13 protein-coding genes and 1 tRNA gene are annotated in these 15378 nt (G+C 68.5%); 8 read left to right on the top strand and 6 right to left on the bottom strand.

Annotated features, from left to right (window positions below; all coding sequences use genetic code 11):
• Nucleotides 1-29: 29 nt before the first annotated feature.
• The 3 genes from HQ314_RS14780 to prfB form a co-directional block, all read right to left on the bottom strand.
• Nucleotides 30-482, bottom strand: a complete 453-nt coding sequence (locus tag HQ314_RS14780) for a hypothetical protein (protein WP_222650444.1) — start codon at nucleotides 480-482, stop codon at nucleotides 30-32.
• The gene (locus HQ314_RS14775; RefSeq protein ID WP_081821432.1) at nucleotides 479-1303 is read right to left on the bottom strand and encodes a mechanosensitive ion channel family protein; all 825 of its coding nucleotides are present in this window, start codon (nucleotides 1301-1303) and stop codon (nucleotides 479-481) included. Before HQ314_RS14775 ends, HQ314_RS14780 begins: the two co-directional genes overlap by 4 nt.
• 66 nt (nucleotides 1304-1369) lie before the next feature.
• A complete protein-coding gene (gene prfB / locus HQ314_RS14770; protein WP_027506816.1) occupies nucleotides 1370-2485 on the bottom strand; it encodes a peptide chain release factor 2 in 1116 nt (371 codons plus the stop codon).
• 57 nt (nucleotides 2486-2542) lie between these two features.
• Here prfB and HQ314_RS14765 point away from each other — a divergent pair, with 57 nt between their 5' ends.
• From HQ314_RS14765 to HQ314_RS14750, 4 genes are all read left to right on the top strand, one after another.
• A complete protein-coding gene (locus tag HQ314_RS14765) occupies nucleotides 2543-3367 on the top strand; it encodes an inositol monophosphatase family protein (RefSeq protein ID WP_051613595.1) in 825 nt (274 codons plus the stop codon).
• 39 nt (nucleotides 3368-3406) lie between these two features.
• On the top strand, nucleotides 3407-4825 hold the full coding sequence (locus HQ314_RS14760) for an acyl-CoA dehydrogenase family protein (RefSeq protein ID WP_027506817.1): 1419 nt from the start codon (nucleotides 3407-3409) through the stop codon (nucleotides 4823-4825).
• 31 nt (nucleotides 4826-4856) lie between these two features.
• Nucleotides 4857-6077, top strand: coding sequence for an acyl-CoA dehydrogenase family protein (locus HQ314_RS14755; RefSeq protein WP_056447862.1), 1221 nt, complete (start codon nucleotides 4857-4859; stop codon nucleotides 6075-6077).
• Between the two features lie 102 nt (nucleotides 6078-6179).
• On the top strand, nucleotides 6180-6389 hold the full coding sequence (locus HQ314_RS14750; protein WP_037186691.1) for a hypothetical protein: 210 nt from the start codon (nucleotides 6180-6182) through the stop codon (nucleotides 6387-6389).
• Nucleotides 6390-6488: 99 nt separating this feature from the next.
• On the opposite strand, the gene HQ314_RS14745 is transcribed toward HQ314_RS14750, so the two are convergent.
• Nucleotides 6489-6565, bottom strand: a tRNA-Met gene (locus HQ314_RS14745).
• Nucleotides 6566-7027: 462 nt separating this feature from the next.
• Between HQ314_RS14745 and HQ314_RS14740 the strand changes: the two genes are divergently transcribed.
• Entirely contained in the window at nucleotides 7028-7552 is a 525-nt protein-coding gene (locus HQ314_RS14740; protein WP_222650442.1) for a transglycosylase family protein, read from the top strand.
• A 401-nt stretch (nucleotides 7553-7953) separates the two neighbouring features.
• Here the strand turns inward: HQ314_RS14740 and HQ314_RS14735 are convergent, their stop codons facing one another.
• Entirely contained in the window at nucleotides 7954-10950 is a 2997-nt protein-coding gene (locus HQ314_RS14735; protein WP_027506820.1) for a UPF0182 family protein, read from the bottom strand.
• A 178-nt stretch (nucleotides 10951-11128) separates the two neighbouring features.
• Between HQ314_RS14735 and HQ314_RS14730 the strand changes: the two genes are divergently transcribed.
• Nucleotides 11129-11767: a PPA1309 family protein gene (locus tag HQ314_RS14730; protein ID WP_231476446.1), complete on the top strand. Its 639-nt coding sequence runs from the start codon at nucleotides 11129-11131 to the stop codon at nucleotides 11765-11767.
• Nucleotides 11768-11784: 17 nt separating this feature from the next.
• On the opposite strand, the gene HQ314_RS14725 is transcribed toward HQ314_RS14730, so the two are convergent.
• Nucleotides 11785-12810, bottom strand: coding sequence for a PDZ domain-containing protein (locus tag HQ314_RS14725; protein ID WP_222650441.1), 1026 nt, complete (start codon nucleotides 12808-12810; stop codon nucleotides 11785-11787).
• A gap of 133 nt (nucleotides 12811-12943) precedes the next feature.
• Between HQ314_RS14725 and HQ314_RS14720 the strand changes: the two genes are divergently transcribed.
• Nucleotides 12944-14323, top strand: a complete 1380-nt coding sequence (locus HQ314_RS14720; protein WP_027506823.1) for a zinc-dependent metalloprotease — start codon at nucleotides 12944-12946, stop codon at nucleotides 14321-14323.
• Nucleotides 14324-14445: 122 nt separating this feature from the next.
• Nucleotides 14446-15327, top strand: a complete 882-nt coding sequence (locus HQ314_RS14715; protein ID WP_222627077.1) for a hypothetical protein — start codon at nucleotides 14446-14448, stop codon at nucleotides 15325-15327.
• Nucleotides 15328-15378 lie beyond the last annotated feature (51 nt).

The following is a 15378-nucleotide window of genomic DNA, read 5'->3' as shown; positions in this document are numbered from 1 at the left end:
CCGACGGTGCCGCTACAGCGACGCGCGGGTCAGTTCGTTCCGCTCGGCAACGGCAGACCGGGGATGGTCGGCAGCTGGAACCCTGGCGCGCGTGTCGTCGTGCCGGTGGTGGTCGTGGGCGCCGGCGCGGTCGTCGTGACACCGTCCTGCGGCGAGGCCGGATCAGTCGTGGTCGGCACGGGCGTCGTGGTCGACCGGAACGTGGTGGTCGTCGGGGCGTAGGTCTCCGCCGGGGGCGGCGCCTCGGACGACGACGGCGCGGGCGGGACGTACACCGGCGAGTTCTCGTTGAGGGTCGGGTCGAAGCGCACGTTGTTCCACAGCACCAGTACTGCCAGGAAGGCGAGCACCATCACCACGGTGGTCGTGCGGAAACGGCCGAGGATGCGCGCCGGTATGCGCGACATCCACCCGGGGCGGAACGTCGATCGCGGAGCGTCCGGGTGCTCGGTCGCCGGGCTCTCGGGTTCGTTCGAGGTCACTGTTCGCCTCCCACGGGACGGTCGGCGGAGAGTTCGGGCGAGACGGTGATGCCGTCGTTACGCAGTGTCAGAGCGATGCGCGCGCGGAGCTCGCGTCCCACCTCGAACTGCTTTCCCGGCAGGGTGCGGGCGACGAGGCGCAGGTTGACCTGGTCCACCTCGATGCTCTCGACACCCATGACGGTGGGCTCGTCGAGCAGCAACTCGGTGAGCCGACCGTCGCGGTAGGCCTCCTCGCCCACCGACTTCAGCAGCTCGGTGACGCGCGAGAGATCCGCGGACGGCGGCACCGGCACGTCGATGACCGCGCGCGCCCAGTCCTTCGACAGGTTGACCGCCTTGACGATCTGCCCGTTGGGCACGGTGATCACCTCGCCCTCGGCCGACCGCACCCGCGTGACGCGCAGCGTCACGTCCTCGACGGTGCCGATCGCGTCGCCCGCGGTGCCGGTGATCGCGAGCTGGACCACGTCGCCGTACCCGTACTGACGCTCGGTGATGATGAAGAACCCGGACAGGATGTCCTGGACGATGCGCTGGGCACCGAAACCGAGCGCGGCACCGAGCACGGTCGCCGGAGCCACGAGGCTGGTGATCGGGAAGCCGAGGCGCTGCAGGACCCTGATGGCGACCAGCACGTAGATGAGTGCCACGACCACCCAGGTGACGACCTGCGCCACCGAGTGGCGGTGTTTCGCCGCCTCGGTGCGCACGAGCGCGTCGGTCTGCTGGTAGGTCCGGTCGATGCGACCGGTGATCTTGCCGCCGGCCCACCCCACCGCCCGCGCTGCGAGCATGCCGCCGAGGATCCACAGGATCATCTCGAGGAAGTTGTTCTGGAGCCAGAAGACAAAATCGGGAGGCAGTGGCCAGAAGGCGCTCACCTGTTACTCCTGCTCTGCACGCATACGCCAGCGGATGCCCGACTCGATGAAGCCGTCGATGTCACCGTCGAGCACCGAGGACGGGTTGTTGACCTCGTACTCGGTCCGCAGATCCTTCACCATCTGGTACGGGTGCAGGACGTACGAGCGCATCTGGTTACCCCAGGAGCTGCCGCCGTCGCCCTTGAGGGCATCCATCTCGGCGCGCTCCTCCTTGCGCTTGACCTCGAGCAGCTTGGCCTGCAGCACGCGCATGGCGGACACCTTGTTCTGCAGCTGCGACTTCTCGTTCTGGCAGGTGACGACGATGCCGGTCGGAATGTGGGTGAGCCGCACGGCGGAGTCGGTGGTGTTGACGGACTGACCACCCGGTCCCGACGAGCGGTACACGTCGACACGGATGTCGTTCTCGGGGATCTCGATGTGATCGGTGGTCTCGACGACCGGCAGCACCTCGACCTCGGCGAAGGACGTCTGGCGGCGACCCTGGTTGTCGAAGGGGCTGATGCGCACGAGACGATGCGTGCCCTGCTCGATCGACAGAGTTCCGTAACTGTAGGGCGCCTTCACCGCGAAGGTGGCGCTCTTGATGCCGGCCTCCTCGGCGTACGAGGTGTCGTAGACCTCCACGCCGTACCCGTGCTTCTCGGCCCAGCGGATGTACATGCGCATCAGCATCTCGGCCCAGTCCGCGGCGTCGATCCCGCCGGCGCCGGAGCGGATGTTGACCAGCGCGTCACGCTTGTCGTACTCACCCGACAGCAGGGTCCGCACCTCGAGCAGCTCGACGTCGGTGTGCAGGGAGACGCGCTCGGCGTCCGCCTCCGCGAGCGCCTCGGCGGCGGCCTCGCCCTCTTCCGCCTCGGCGAGTTCGTACAGCACCGGAAGATCGTCGAGCCGCTGGCGCAGCGCCTCGACCCGCCGCAACTCGGTCTGCGCGTGCGACAACGCGCTGGTCACCTGCTGGGCGTGGTCCTGGTCGTTCCACAGCTCGGGGTCGGCAGCCTGGTGTTCGAGCTCGTCGATCCGGCGACGGAGTTCCTCGATGTCGAGCACCGACTCCACGGTCTTGAGGGTGGTGTCGAGTTCGGCGATGTCAGCGGATACGTCAGGATGCACGCGCCCGAGGTTACCGGCAACGACCGACGGGCCCGCACCGCAGTAACGTCCTGTGCCGTGACCGACCTCGCCGACGATCTCACCCTCGCCCTCCGTCTCGCGGACGCGGCCGACGCCATCACCACGGCGCGATTCCTGGCCGTGGACCTGCGCATCGAGGACAAGCCGGATCTCACACCCGTCTCGGACGCGGATCTGGCCGTCGAGACCGAGATCCGGCGGCTGCTCGGCGAGGTCCGACCGGGCGATGCGGTGTTGGGCGAGGAGTTCGGCGGCGACGCCGTCCTCTCCGGGCGTCAGTGGGTGCTCGATCCCATCGACGGCACCAAGAGCTTCGTCCGCGGTGTGCCGATCTGGGCGACGCTTGTCGCGCTGCTCTCCGACGGCGTGCCGGTCGTGGGAGTGGTCAGCGCTCCCGCTCTCGCGCGGCGATGGTGGGCGGCCGACGGGCTGGGAGCGTTCGCACGCTTCGGTGCCGGCGAGCCGCGACGGTTGTCGGTGTCGTCGGTGGCGTCTCCGTCCTCGGCGAGCCTGGGATTCTCCAGCCTCAGCGGGTGGAAGGACGCCGGTCTGCGAGAGAACTTCCTGGATCTGACCGACGAGGTGTGGCGCGTCCGCGGCTACGGCGACTTCCTCTCGTACTGCCTGGTCGCCGAGGGATCGATCGATGTGGCCGCCGAGCCCGAAGTGTCACTGTGGGACCTGGCTCCGCTCGACGTGCTGGTACGGGAGGCGGGCGGCCGTTTCACCGCTCTCGACGGTGCGGCGGGGCCGCACGGAGGCAGTGCGGTGGCGTCGAACGCGCTTCTGCACGACGCCGTCCTCGGGCGCCTGACGCGCCGACCTTACTCGACGGTAGACACCGAACTTACCGGCGAGTAAGATAGGTCCCGTCCACGACCGAACACCGAGAACAGCTGGGTGATCATGACGAAGAACGACAGCGCCCCCACGACCAAGACCGATGCGTCTCGGCGCCCGGTGCGCGACACGTCAGCGGTCGGGCTCAACCCGATCCGACGCGACGCCATCGGAACCGCGATGCGCGTGCTCACCAAGCTCTCCGGCTCCGACCTGGCCGAGAAGTACAACCTGCGCCAGACGATCGACCGTGTCACGTACGAGAGCACGAAGACCGGCTTCAAGACGCTCGGTGCCGCCACCCGGACCTTCTCCAAGGTGTCCGGCGGAGGCAAGCCCGAGCGTCTGCCCGAGTCCTCCACCAAGGGACTCGACTACTTCGACCTGACTCCCGACGACGAGCAGAAGATGATCGTCGAGACGGTGCTCGAGTTCGCCGAGGAGATCATGCGCCCGGCAGCGCACGACGCCGACGAGGCCGCGGCATCGCCGGACGACCTCGTCGCTCGCGCCGCCGAACTGGGCATCACCCTCATCAACGTCCCCGAGAACCTCGAGGGCGCGGCCAGTGAGCGCGGCGCCGTCACCAACGCCCTCGTCGCCGAGGCGCTCGCGTACGGGGACATGGGCCTGGCCCTGCCGATCCTCGCCCCCAGCGGCGTGGCGGTGGCGCTCACGCAGTGGGGCACCGAGACTCAGCAGAAGACGTACCTGCCGTCCTTCACGGGTGAGAAGGTGCCCAGTGCCGCTCTCGTCGTGAACGAGCCGCGCGCGCTCTTCGACCCGTTCGCGCTGCAGACCAAGGCGGTCCGCTCCCCCAGCGGCTACAAGCTCACGGGCGTCAAGAGCCTCGTGCCGTCGGCCGCCGCCTGCGAGCTGTTCATCGTCGCCGCCGAACTCGACGGCCGTCCCGCGCTCTTCATCGTCGAGTCGGACAGCGCCGGGTTGAGTGTCGAGGCGGACCCCAGCATGGGTCTGCGTGCAGCGGGCATCGGCCGACTGCATCTCGACGGCGTCGCCGTACCCGAGGCCAACCTGCTGGGCGACGGCGACGCGGACGCCCACGTGTCCGACTACACCGACGCCATCCGGCTCGCGCGTCTCGGCTGGGCGTCCATGGCCGCCGGCACGTCGAAGGCCGTCCTGGACTACGTGGTCCCCTACGTCAACGACCGCACCGCGTTCGGCGAGCCGATCAGCAACCGTCAGGCCGTCGCCTTCATGGTGGCCAACATCGCGATCGAGCTCGACGGTCTGCGCCTGGTCATCCAGCGTGGTGCGTCCCGTGCGGAGCAGGGACTGTCCTTCGCACGCGAGGCCTCGCTCGCCCGACGACTCGCGACGGACAAGGGCATGCAGATCGGCCTCGACGGTGTCCAGCTTCTCGGCGGACACGGTTTCACCAAGGAGCACCCGGTCGAGCGCTGGTACCGCGATCTCCGCGCCGTCGGCGTTGCCGAGGGCATCGTCCTGATCTGATCCGACACCCCACCTTTCGATTGGAACTCTCATGATCAATCTCGAACTTCCTCGCAAGCTCAGGGCGTCGGCCAACCAGGCTCACCAGGTCGCGGCCGAGATCATGCGCCCCGTGTCGCGCAAGTACGACCTGGCGGAGCACGCCTACCCGGTCGAGCTCGACACCATGGCCGCCATGATCGAGGGCATGAGCGACGCCGGCGGTGAGATCGGCGGCGCCAAGGGCGGCCGTGAGGCCAAGGGCGACGCTCCGAAGCCGAGCAAGACCGCGAATGCCAACGGCGGCAACATGTCCGCTCTGGTCAACGTCATCGAGACCTGCTGGGGCGACGTGGGTCTGACCCTGTCCATCCCCTACCAGGGCCTCGGCAACTCCGCCATCGCCGCCGTCGCCACCGACGAGCAGCTCGAGCGCTTCGGCAAGGTGTGGGCCTCGATGGCCATCACCGAGCCCTCGTTCGGTTCCGACTCGGCCGCCGTGAGCACCACCGCGGTACTCGACGGTGACGAGTGGGTCCTCAACGGCGAGAAGATCTACGTCACGGCCGGCGAGCGCTCCACGCACATCGTCGTGTGGGCCACCGTCGACAAGACCAAGGGCCGCGCCGCGATCAAGTCCTTCGTCGTCCCGCGGGACGCGCCGGGCCTGTCCGTCGCACGCCTCGAGCACAAGCTGGGAATCAAGGCGTCCGACACCGCAGCCCTGCTCCTCGACAACTGCCGCATCCCGAAGGACAACCTCCTGGGTTCCCCGGACGTCGACACGGACAAGGGCTTCGCCGGCGTCATGCAGACGTTCGACAACACCCGTCCTCTGGTCGCCGGCATGGCCATCGGAGTCGCCCGTGCAGCGCTCGAGGAGCTCCGGTCGATCCTGACCGACGCCGGAGTGGTCATCGATTACGACGCTGCCACCTACAGCCAGTCGGCCGCTGCTGCGGAGTACATCCGGCTCGAGGCCGACTGGGAGGCTGCTTACCTGCTCGCTCTCCGCGCTGCGTGGATGGCGGACAACAAGGAGCCCAACTCGCTGCAGGCGTCGATGTCCAAGGCGAAGGCAGGCCGTAGCGCCACCGACATCACGCTCAAGGCGGTGGAACTGGCCGGCACGCTCGGCTTCTCCGAGCACCTGCTGCTCGAGAAGTGGTCACGCGACTCGAAGATCCTCGACATCTTCGAGGGCACCCAGCAGATCCAGCAGCTGATCGTGGCTCGCCGCGTGCTCGGGAAGACGTCCGCCGAGCTGAAGTGACGGTCACACGACCCTGAGAAAGGCCCGGCACATGTGCCGGGCCTTTCTGCTGTTCTGGCAAGCTGGAACGGACGAAGCACGGCGAACACGAGGGAGACTGCCATGTCGGACTGGGCGAAGAAGATCGAGGACAAAGCCAAGGGCCTCGTCGCGGAGGCCGAGGTGGGCCTCACCCACCTCGAGGGTGCGGACGCCGTCGATCTGGACGAGACGGACGACTCGGGGGACCGTACGGACGCCGGCGGGGACGTCGACGAGAACGACGCGCCCAGCACGGGCATGACGTCGGCGGATCCAGACATCTCTCACTGAGCACCAGGCACCGACGTCGCTCTGATCCGATCGAGTCGACGCCGGTGCCCGCGGCAACGCGAAAGGCCCGACAGTCTGAGACTGTCGGGCCTTTCGTGGTGGTAGCGGGGACAGGATTTGAACCTGCGACCTCTGGGTTATGAGCCCAGCGAGCTACCGAGCTGCTCCACCCCGCGTCAGCATCGAGAACCTTTCGGCTCCGTCTGCGGTGCAAGCTGTACTGCGTTCTTGCTGAACAAGAAGTTACCGGACGGCGTCGGTGAATTGCAAATCGCCTGCTGAGCAACGAGATCGAGCCTCGGAGGGTGACCGCGGTCTCTTTTCACCCGTGTTCCCCCTCACATAACGATGGGGTCACGAAGAGGACGCGAGACGGTTGTCATCCGTCATGACCTGCAGAGATGTCGCGAACCCACCATCTCGCCCGTTTCCGACCTCGCCAGAGGGCCGGGTGACGGCTCGTGATTGTTTCGTTACCGTCGCGCTCGGCCCGAAACAAGGGCCAGGCCGACCCGCCGCTGGATTCTTCTGCCCCGCGGGATCGGAGACCCGACTCGATGGGGGCAGGGATTCGAGCGAATGCAGGCGTCACTCGCCTGCGCGCTCACGTCGACCAGCGCTGAGAGGATCTACCCCGCATGACCACTGCACGTAACTTCACCACCCGCGCGCTCGGATGGGCCGCCGTCACCGGCGCCGTCGTCGCCGCACCGCTCGTCCTGAGCACCGGAACCGCCTCCGCAGCACCCGCCCACAACTGGGACGGCGTCGCACAGTGCGAGAGCGGCGGCAACTGGGGCATCAACACCGGCAACGGCTACTACGGTGGCCTGCAGTTCTCGCAGAGCACCTGGGCGGCCAACGGCGGCTCCGGCACCGCGTCCAGCGCCTCCAAGGCCGAGCAGATCCGCGTCGCCGAGAACGTTCTCGCGACCCAGGGCGTCGGCGCATGGCCCACCTGCGGCCAGTACCTCTCGTCGGGCACCACGTCGGTCGCCGAGGCGCCCGCGCCGGCACCCGCTCCCGCTGCACCCGCCGCACCGGCACCCGTGCAGTCCGCCGTCGAGCAGGGCGCAGCACTGGCCCAGCAGTACGGCGTCGGCCAGCAGTACCAGGACTTCGTGGCCGCCAACTCCGGCGTCCTCGCGGGCCTCGCTCGCTAGAGCATCCTCTCGAACGTCCGAAGCGGGCGCACCCGATCATCGGGTGCGCCCGCTTCGTCGTGTGCGGTGGGTGCGTGCTGTCGCGCCACCACGCTCCGGCACTGCACGGGGTGTGCACACCCCCTCCGCGCACCGCACACCCCCAGCAGCCGACTGGAAAGGGTGCGCGGCCACCACAACAGGTGTGCGCTCGGCCGGACCGGGCGGCGCGCCCCCGCCGAGCCACCACGCTCCGGCACTGCACGGGGAGCGCACACCCCCTCCGCGCACCGCACACCCCCAGCAGCCGACTAGAAAGGGTGCGCGGCCACCACAACAGGGTGCGCGCGCAGCCAAGCCGCCACACAGCGACGCCCCGCCCTCGTGAATCGAGGGCGGGGCGTCGCGTGGAGCAGAGCCGACTAACCGCCGGTGCTGTTGTACTGGTCGATCGCGCGCTGCAGGTTGTCGAACGCGGTACCGAGCTGGGCGAAGTCACCCGACTGCTGCGCGGTCCGCACTGCTGCCAGCGCACTGTTGAGGTTGTTCACCGCGGCCGTCCGGTCGACGGGCGCAGCGGGTGCGGCCGACGTGGACGGAGGCGTGGTGGCAGACCCCTCGGTGGGTGCCGGGGTGGTGCCGGTCGACGAGCCGTTGTCCGGCTGGGGCTCTGTCGCCTCACCGCCCGGCGCGGTCGCCACGCTGCCCGTACCCGAGCCGAACACCTGGTCCAGTGCCTCGGCCAGCGTCGCCGCGTACCCGACGCGGACACCCCCGCCCGCACCCGGCTCGCGATAGCTCACGAGTACGCGGGACAACTGCGGGAACGTGGAGGTGTTCGTCGTGTTGCGCTCGGTGTACAGCGGCTCGACGTACAGGATTCCGCCGTTGGCGATGGGCAGTGTCAGCAGGTTGCCGTACTGGATCCTGTTGGACTGCTGCAGCAGCGTTCGGTCCGACGCCACACGGGTGTCCGACGTCATCGAGTTCTGCGCCTGCTGCGGACCCTGAGTCTGCGTGTCGGTGGGCAACTGCAGCACCGTGAACTCGCCGTAACCCTCCGGATCGGAGCGCACGGAGATGTACGCGGACAACAGCTCTCGGTTGAAGCCCACCATCGCACTGGTCAACCTGAACGACGGCTGGCCCGTGTCCGGATCACCGATCAGGACGTAGTACGGCGGCTGGTTGAGGTTGGTGCCACCCTCGACGGTCGGGTCACTGGGAACCGACCAGAACGCGTTGTTGGTGAAGAACTCGCCGGGATCGTTGACGTGGTACTTGGCGAGCATCTCGCGCTGGACCTTGAACAGGTCCTCGGGGTAGCGGAAGTGCTGACGCAGTTCGTCGGAGATCGCCGACTCGGGCTGGACCGCACCCGGGAACGCGCCCATCCACGCGGCGAGGACGGGATCGTTGTCGTCCACCTGGTACAGATTCACGGACCCGTCGTAGGCGTCGACGGTGGCCTTGACCGAGTTGCGGATGTAGGACACCTCGTCACGCGGAAGCAGTCGACCGGTGTTGGCGTCGATGCTGTCCTGCACCAGTCCCTCGAGCGAACTGCGCTGCGCGTAGGGGTACTGGTCCAGCGTGGTGTACGCGTCGACGATCCAGACGATCTTTCCACCGACCACGGCCGGGTAGGAGTTGCCGTCCGCGGTCAGCCACGGTGCGACCTTCTGCACGCGCTCACGAGGATCGCGGTTGAAGATGATCTTCGAGTCGTCGCCGATGGCGCCCGAGAAGAGGATGTTGCGTTCGGTGTACTTCGCCGCGAACGCCAACCGGTTGAACCAGTTGCCGATGCCGACGCCGCCCGAACCGGTGTAGGTGTAGCGCGAGGTGTCGGTGTCGTACTCGCGGCCGTCCGAGCCTTCGCTGCCACCGACGATGGCGTAGTCGGGGTTGGACGACGCGATGACCTCGCCGTAGTAGATGCGGGGCTGCTCGACCGGAATGACCTGGTCGTCCGCGGCCTGCGACGCGAGGTCGCTGACGGTGTAGATCGGGTACCCGGAGTTGCTGTTCGACTCGGTGCTCGTCGCGTCCTGCACGGCGGCGTTCACGCGGTTGGCCGGGGCCGCCACGAAACCGTTGCCGTGCGTGTACACCGTGTGGCGGTTGATCCAGTCGGTCTGGTTGCCGGTGAGGCTGTTGGGAGACAGCTCACGCGCCGCGACGATGTAGTCCTGGAGCTGCCCGTCGATCTCGTAGCGGTCGACGTCCAACGTGGACGGGAACCCGTAGAAGTTCTTGAGCTGCTGCTGCTGGGTGAAGGTGCGCGAGAGCACGTTCGGATCGAGCAGACGGGTGTTGGCGATGGTGGTCTGGTCCGCGGGGACGTCCCGAGGCGATGCGGAACCGACGCCCGTGTAGTCCTCGTAGGTCACGGTGTCGTCCGTGATGCCGTAGGCGGCTCGGGTGGCCTCGATGTTCCGTTCGATGTACGCCCGCTCCTTGTCTGCAGCGTTGGGGCGCACCGAGAACTGCTCGACGACCAACGGCCAGACGGCGCCGACGAGAATCGACGACAGGACGAGAAGTGCGGTGGCGAGTGCCGGGATCCGCAGATCGCGCAGGAAGATCGCCGCGAAGAAGGCACCCGCACAGATGACAGCGATGGCCAGCAGGATGAGCTTCGCGGGCAGGACGGCGTTGATGTCGGTGAAGCCGGGGCCCGTGAACGTGGGCTCCTTACGGCTGCTCGACAAGAGTGCGTAACGATCGAACCAGTACGCCACCGCCTTGAGGACGACGAAGGTGCCGGCGAGCACGGCCAACTGGATGCGCGCCGACTTGGTCAGCGCACCCTCGCGGCCGCTGAGGCGCAGGCCGCCGAAGATGTAGTGCGTGACCAGCGCCGCGAAGAAGGCGATGACGACGGCGACGAAGAGCCAGTTGAGGATCGACCGGTAGAACGGCAGATCGAAGGCGTAGAAGCCGACGTCCAGGTTGAACTGCGGATCCTGCACGCCGAAGGATCCACCGTGCAGGAACATCTGCACCGTGACCCAGTTGCCCTGTGCGACAAGGCCGGAGAGCAGGCCGATGACGACCGGGATGCCGATACCGAACACGCGCAGACGCGACATGACGGTGGTGCGATAGCGAGCGATGGGATCGTTCGGTCCGGCCGTGGGCACGAAGACCGGACGCGACCGGTAGGCGACGGTGAGAGCACCGAACACCGTGCCGCCCACCAGCAGAGCGACGACGAGGAACGTGATCACGCGAGTGAGGAGCACCGTCGTGAAGACGTTGCGGAAGCCGACCTCCCCGAACCACAACCAGTCCGTGTACGTGTCCACCAACCGGGGACCGATGAGCAACAGCGCGGCCAGAACCAACGCCAGGACCAGTAACGTACGGCTCCGTCTCGACAACGACGGCAAACCGGTTGGGGGCCTCATGCCCACGTGCCACACTCCAAGATCTCGCGCGCCGTCGCCTCGTGACACCACCGTGACGACACCACATGTCCGTTTTCGACCACTGTACGGACACCCTCGAACGCGGAGTGTCCCGCCGTGGCGACGTCCACGACTCTAGCCCTCGATGCGAGGATGGATCGGTGAGTGACAACGAGGATGCATCGTGACCGGGAGCGAGTGGTTCGATCCCGAATCCGGGGACGCCCGCGCCGAACGCGCCCTCGCCCGCTGTGTGCGCGAGGTCGTCGACTACGTGGACGCCGGCGGGTGGGACCAGGGGCCTCAGTTGTTCGCGTTGGTCCCGACCGAGGATCTGGCGGCCGCGGAGCCCAGCCTGCTCGACCAGCTCGAGGACGGCGCCGACCTGACCCCTGTCGCCCAGGAGCGGCTGCCCGCCGACGTCGCGGGCGGATCGCACGCGCTCGACGAGTTCCTCGGCACGACCACCTGGCCGGCCTCGGTCGCCGGGTGCGCACTGGTCGAGGAGATCGTCGTTCTGCCGCCCGAGGCCGAATCGGATCTCGACAGCGCCCTCGCTCCGCTCCTGGCCGATCGCGACGCGGCGGACCAGGCCGCGCGCCTCACGGCAGAGGAGCACCCCGACCGGCGCGACGGGCGGCTCATCGTCGCCGTACTTCGGGACGGTCCGTCCATCGCCCTGCTGCAGCTGCGTCCCGAGAACGAGGACGACAGCAGTTTCGACGAGGCGCCGGAGCTACTGACCTACGAGAACCTGGCGCCGAACGTCGTCGCGGCGCTGCACGCCACGCTCGACGCGGATCCCGAGGACGAGGACTACTGACGTTCGCACCCGGATCGTCACGAGCAGGACGGGGCGTCTCCCCCACCGGCCAGCGCATCGAGCGACCCGATCGCATCGTCCAGGCTCGTGACCTTCACCAGGCGTAGCCCCTCCGGCGTCCGCGGCGCCGCCTCGGCGCAGTTGTCCGCGGGAACGAGGAAGATCGACGCGCCGGCCTCGCGTGCGGCGACCAACTTGTACGGGATCCCGCCGATGGGACCCACCACGCCGTCGGCGTCGATCGTTCCCGTGCCGGCGACGAAGGCACCGCCGCTGAGGTCGCCGGGACTGAGCTTGTCCACCACCGCCAGCGAGAACATCAGTCCGGCGGACGGGCCGCCGACGTCGGCGAGATTGAACTCCACGGTGAACGGCACGTCCGGTGTCTCCTCCGGCGTGATGCCGAGGTAGCCGCGCTCGGCGTCGTCGGGACGGGCGGCGACGGTGACGTTCTCCGTCGTCGTCGCGCCGTCCCGCGTGATGTCCACCGAGATGGTCGTGCCGGGATTCACGGCACCGACAGCCTTCTGGACGTCGGCCACAGTGGACACGGGCGCGCCGTCGATCGCGGTCACCCGGTCACCCTCCTCGAGGACGCCCGCCGCGGGGCTGTCGTCGCCGATCTGCGCGACCGTGAGCACCGTGGGCAGTCCGAGGTGATCCAAGGCGGCGAGTTCCGCACTGTCCTCGGATTCCGCGAAGTCCGCCTGGTTGGCGTTCTCGACCTCTTCTCGGCTGCGATCGGGCGGGTAGATCTCGTCGCGCGGGACCAGCCCCTGCCTGCCGCTGAGCCAGAGGCCGAGGGCGTCGAACACCGTCAACTCGTCCCGCACCGCCACGGTCGTCATGTTCAGGTGGCCGGACGGCCGATCGACGTCGGTGCCCTGGACGTCCACGACGGGCTTGCCGTCCACCTCACCGAGTGTGTCGAACGTCGGTCCGGGCCCGAGGGCCGCGAACGGAACGGTGACCGCAGATCCCAGAACTCCGAGGACGACCACCGGCAACAGAGCGACCAGGAGCGTCGCGATCCTTCGATTCACGTCACCACAGTAGAGAACGACACCGTCAACGCTGTCGGGGAGACGCGTCGACGTCGCCCGCGGCGTCGCTGTGTTCGCGCTCGGCGCACTCGGCATCGCCGCCGAACCCGTGTTCGGCTTGTACCGTTGAACCATGACCAACACGCCTTTCGGATTCTCCAATTCCGACGACGACCCGGACAAGAACGAGGGGTCGAGCGGCGGCTCCGGCACGCCCGGAGGTGGTGCCGGCGGATTCGGTTTCGGCGCCGAGGGTTTCGATCCGGCGGCGCTCGGCCAGATGTTCACGCAGATGGGTCAGATGTTCAGCGGGATGGGATCCGGTGCCACGTCCGGACCGGTGAACTACGACCTGGCGAAGAAGCTGGCCCTCCAGCAGATCGGGTCCACCACCCCCGTGCGGGAGGGATCGAAGTCCGCCGTCGTCGACGCGGCGCACCTGGCGGAGCAGTGGCTGAACGAGGCCACCATCCTCCCGGCCGGCGCGGTACGCACCGAGGCGTGGACTCCGCAGGAATGGTTGGACAACACGCTCGACACGTGGAAGCGGTTGTGCGATCCCGTCGCCGAGCAGATCTCCGGCATGTGGACCTCCGCGTTGCCGCCGGAGGCGCAACAGATGGTCGGTCCGATGATCGGCATGCTCGGTCAGATGGGCGGTATGGCGTTCGGCTCACAGCTGGGCCAGGCCCTGGGCCAGCTGGCCAAGGAGGTCCTCACCTCGACCGACATCGGCCTGCCGCTCGGCCCCTCGGACACTGCGGCGCTGCTTCCCGACGCCGTCGCGGTGTTCAGCGAGGGCACCGAGCTGCCCGAGCGCGAGGTGCTGGTGTTCCTGGCCGCGCGCGAGGTCGCCCACCACCGTCTCTACTCGCACGTGCCGTGGCTGCGTCAGCGCGTTCTGGCCACCGTCGAGGAGTACGCGCGCGGCATTCGGATGGACTTCGGTGCCATCGAGGAGGCGGCCCGCGGTATCGATCCGTCCGCGCTCACCGACCCGAGCCAGCTGGAGAAGATCCTGCAGCAGGGTGCGTTCGAGCCGCAGACGACCCCGGAGCAGAAGGCGGCCCTGGAGCGCCTCGAGACACTGCTGGCCCTCGTCGAGGGGTGGGTGGACACGGTGGTGACCACCGCTCTGGGCGAGCGGCTGCCGGGAGCGTCCGCGCTGTCGGAGACGATGCGGCGCCGTCGCGCGTCCGGCGGCCCGGCCGAGCAGACCTTCGCGACGCTCATCGGCCTCGAATTGCGGCCGCGCAAGGTGCGTGAAGCAGCCGATCTGTGGCGTCGACTGACCGACGCTGCGGGTATCGACGGCCGCGACGGTGTGTGGGCCCACCCCGATCTGCTGCCCGACACCGCGGACCTCGACGACTCGTCGTCCTTCATCGATCGCATCGTGGGCGGGGACACCGGGTCCTTCGACGACCCCATCGCTCAGCTCGAGGAGTTCGAGCGCAAGCGCGCGGCCGAGAAGAAGGCCGAGGGAGACGACGAGGGCCCCGCCCCCGTTTGATTCCGCCGACCTGGGACTTCCCGACGCCCGCGTGACTGCGTCGCAGCTCTGAGCGTCGTACGCCTGTGGACAAACGGCGCGAGACACCCCGTCCGCAGTGTGGGGCGTGCCATCGTCTGCGCATGACGGAGACACGCCACGCGAGCTCGCCCGAGATCGCCCGTACGCGCGCCGACCGGGACGGCCTCCCGCACCTGGCCGAATCGGTCACGCTCCTCGTGCGCCGAGACGGTCGGCTGCAGGTCGGCTGGCATCCCGAGCGCCGGGTGGTCCTCACCCCGCCGGACGGCGTGACACCGGCCGTCATGGCCTCGGTGCTACGTCTCCTGGACGGACGGCGGTCGATACCCGACGTGTACTGGCGTGCAGCCGAACTCGGCGTGGACGCGGCAGTGCTCACCGCGGTGCAGGCCGAACTCGAACGACTGGGCGTACTCGGACGTCGTCGTCCGCGGTCGTCCGCCGTCCGCACGGTCCTCGTTCTGGGACGCGGTCCCCTGTCGGATGCAGTGTCCATCGGGTTGTCCCCGACGGGCCGCGTCCAGCGCCGGCACGTGTCACTCCCCCACAGACACGCGGACGTCGACTGCGTGGTCGTGGCGGACACCGTGCTCTGTGCCCCCGAGGTCTCCCGGGTGCTCATGGACGACGGCATCCCGCACCTTCCCGTGCGGCTGCGCGACGGCGTCGGCGTGGTGGGTCCGCTCGTCCTGCCCGGACACACGCCCTGCCTCGAGTGCGTCGAGCTGACGCGGTGCGACTACGACCGGGAATGGCCGCACCTCGCCGCGCAGCTACTCGGCACCGTCGGGTCCGCGAGCGGCGCCACCATCGCCGCCACCGCGGCGTTCGCGGTCGCGCAGGTCACCGAGTTCCTCGACGCACACGCGGACTCGCCCGCACCGATGACCGTCGGGCACAGCCTGGAGGTGGACCTCGTCGCCGCGGCCACCCGCCGTCGACGATGGCCGCGTCACCTGTTGTGCACCTGCGCTCGTCGGTGACGGACGGTGTGACGTGTCACGGATGCGCGGCCGGGTCTCGGCCGTCGCGGC

Origin of the sequence: Rhodococcus sp. BP-332, assembly GCF_019836065.1 — a bacterium.
Taxonomy (GTDB): domain Bacteria; phylum Actinomycetota; class Actinomycetes; order Mycobacteriales; family Mycobacteriaceae; genus Rhodococcoides.
This window is presented reverse-complemented; position numbering and strand designations above follow the sequence as displayed.

Bases quoted from the DNA above. Each gene is read 5' to 3' on its own strand.
- HQ314_RS14775 (WP_081821432.1), bottom strand. From the start codon at position 1,303: ATGATCCTGTGGATCCTCGGCGGCATGCTCGCAGCGCGGGCGGTGGGG.
- HQ314_RS14755 (WP_056447862.1), top strand. From the start codon at position 4,857: ATGATCAATCTCGAACTTCCTCGCAAGCTCAGGGCGTCGGCCAACCAG.
- HQ314_RS14750 (WP_037186691.1), top strand. From the start codon at position 6,180: ATGTCGGACTGGGCGAAGAAGATCGAGGACAAAGCCAAGGGCCTCGTC.
- HQ314_RS14740 (WP_222650442.1), top strand. From the start codon at position 7,028: ATGACCACTGCACGTAACTTCACCACCCGCGCGCTCGGATGGGCCGCC.
- HQ314_RS14720 (WP_027506823.1), top strand. From the start codon at position 12,944: ATGACCAACACGCCTTTCGGATTCTCCAATTCCGACGACGACCCGGAC.
- HQ314_RS14715 (WP_222627077.1), top strand. From the start codon at position 14,446: ATGACGGAGACACGCCACGCGAGCTCGCCCGAGATCGCCCGTACGCGC.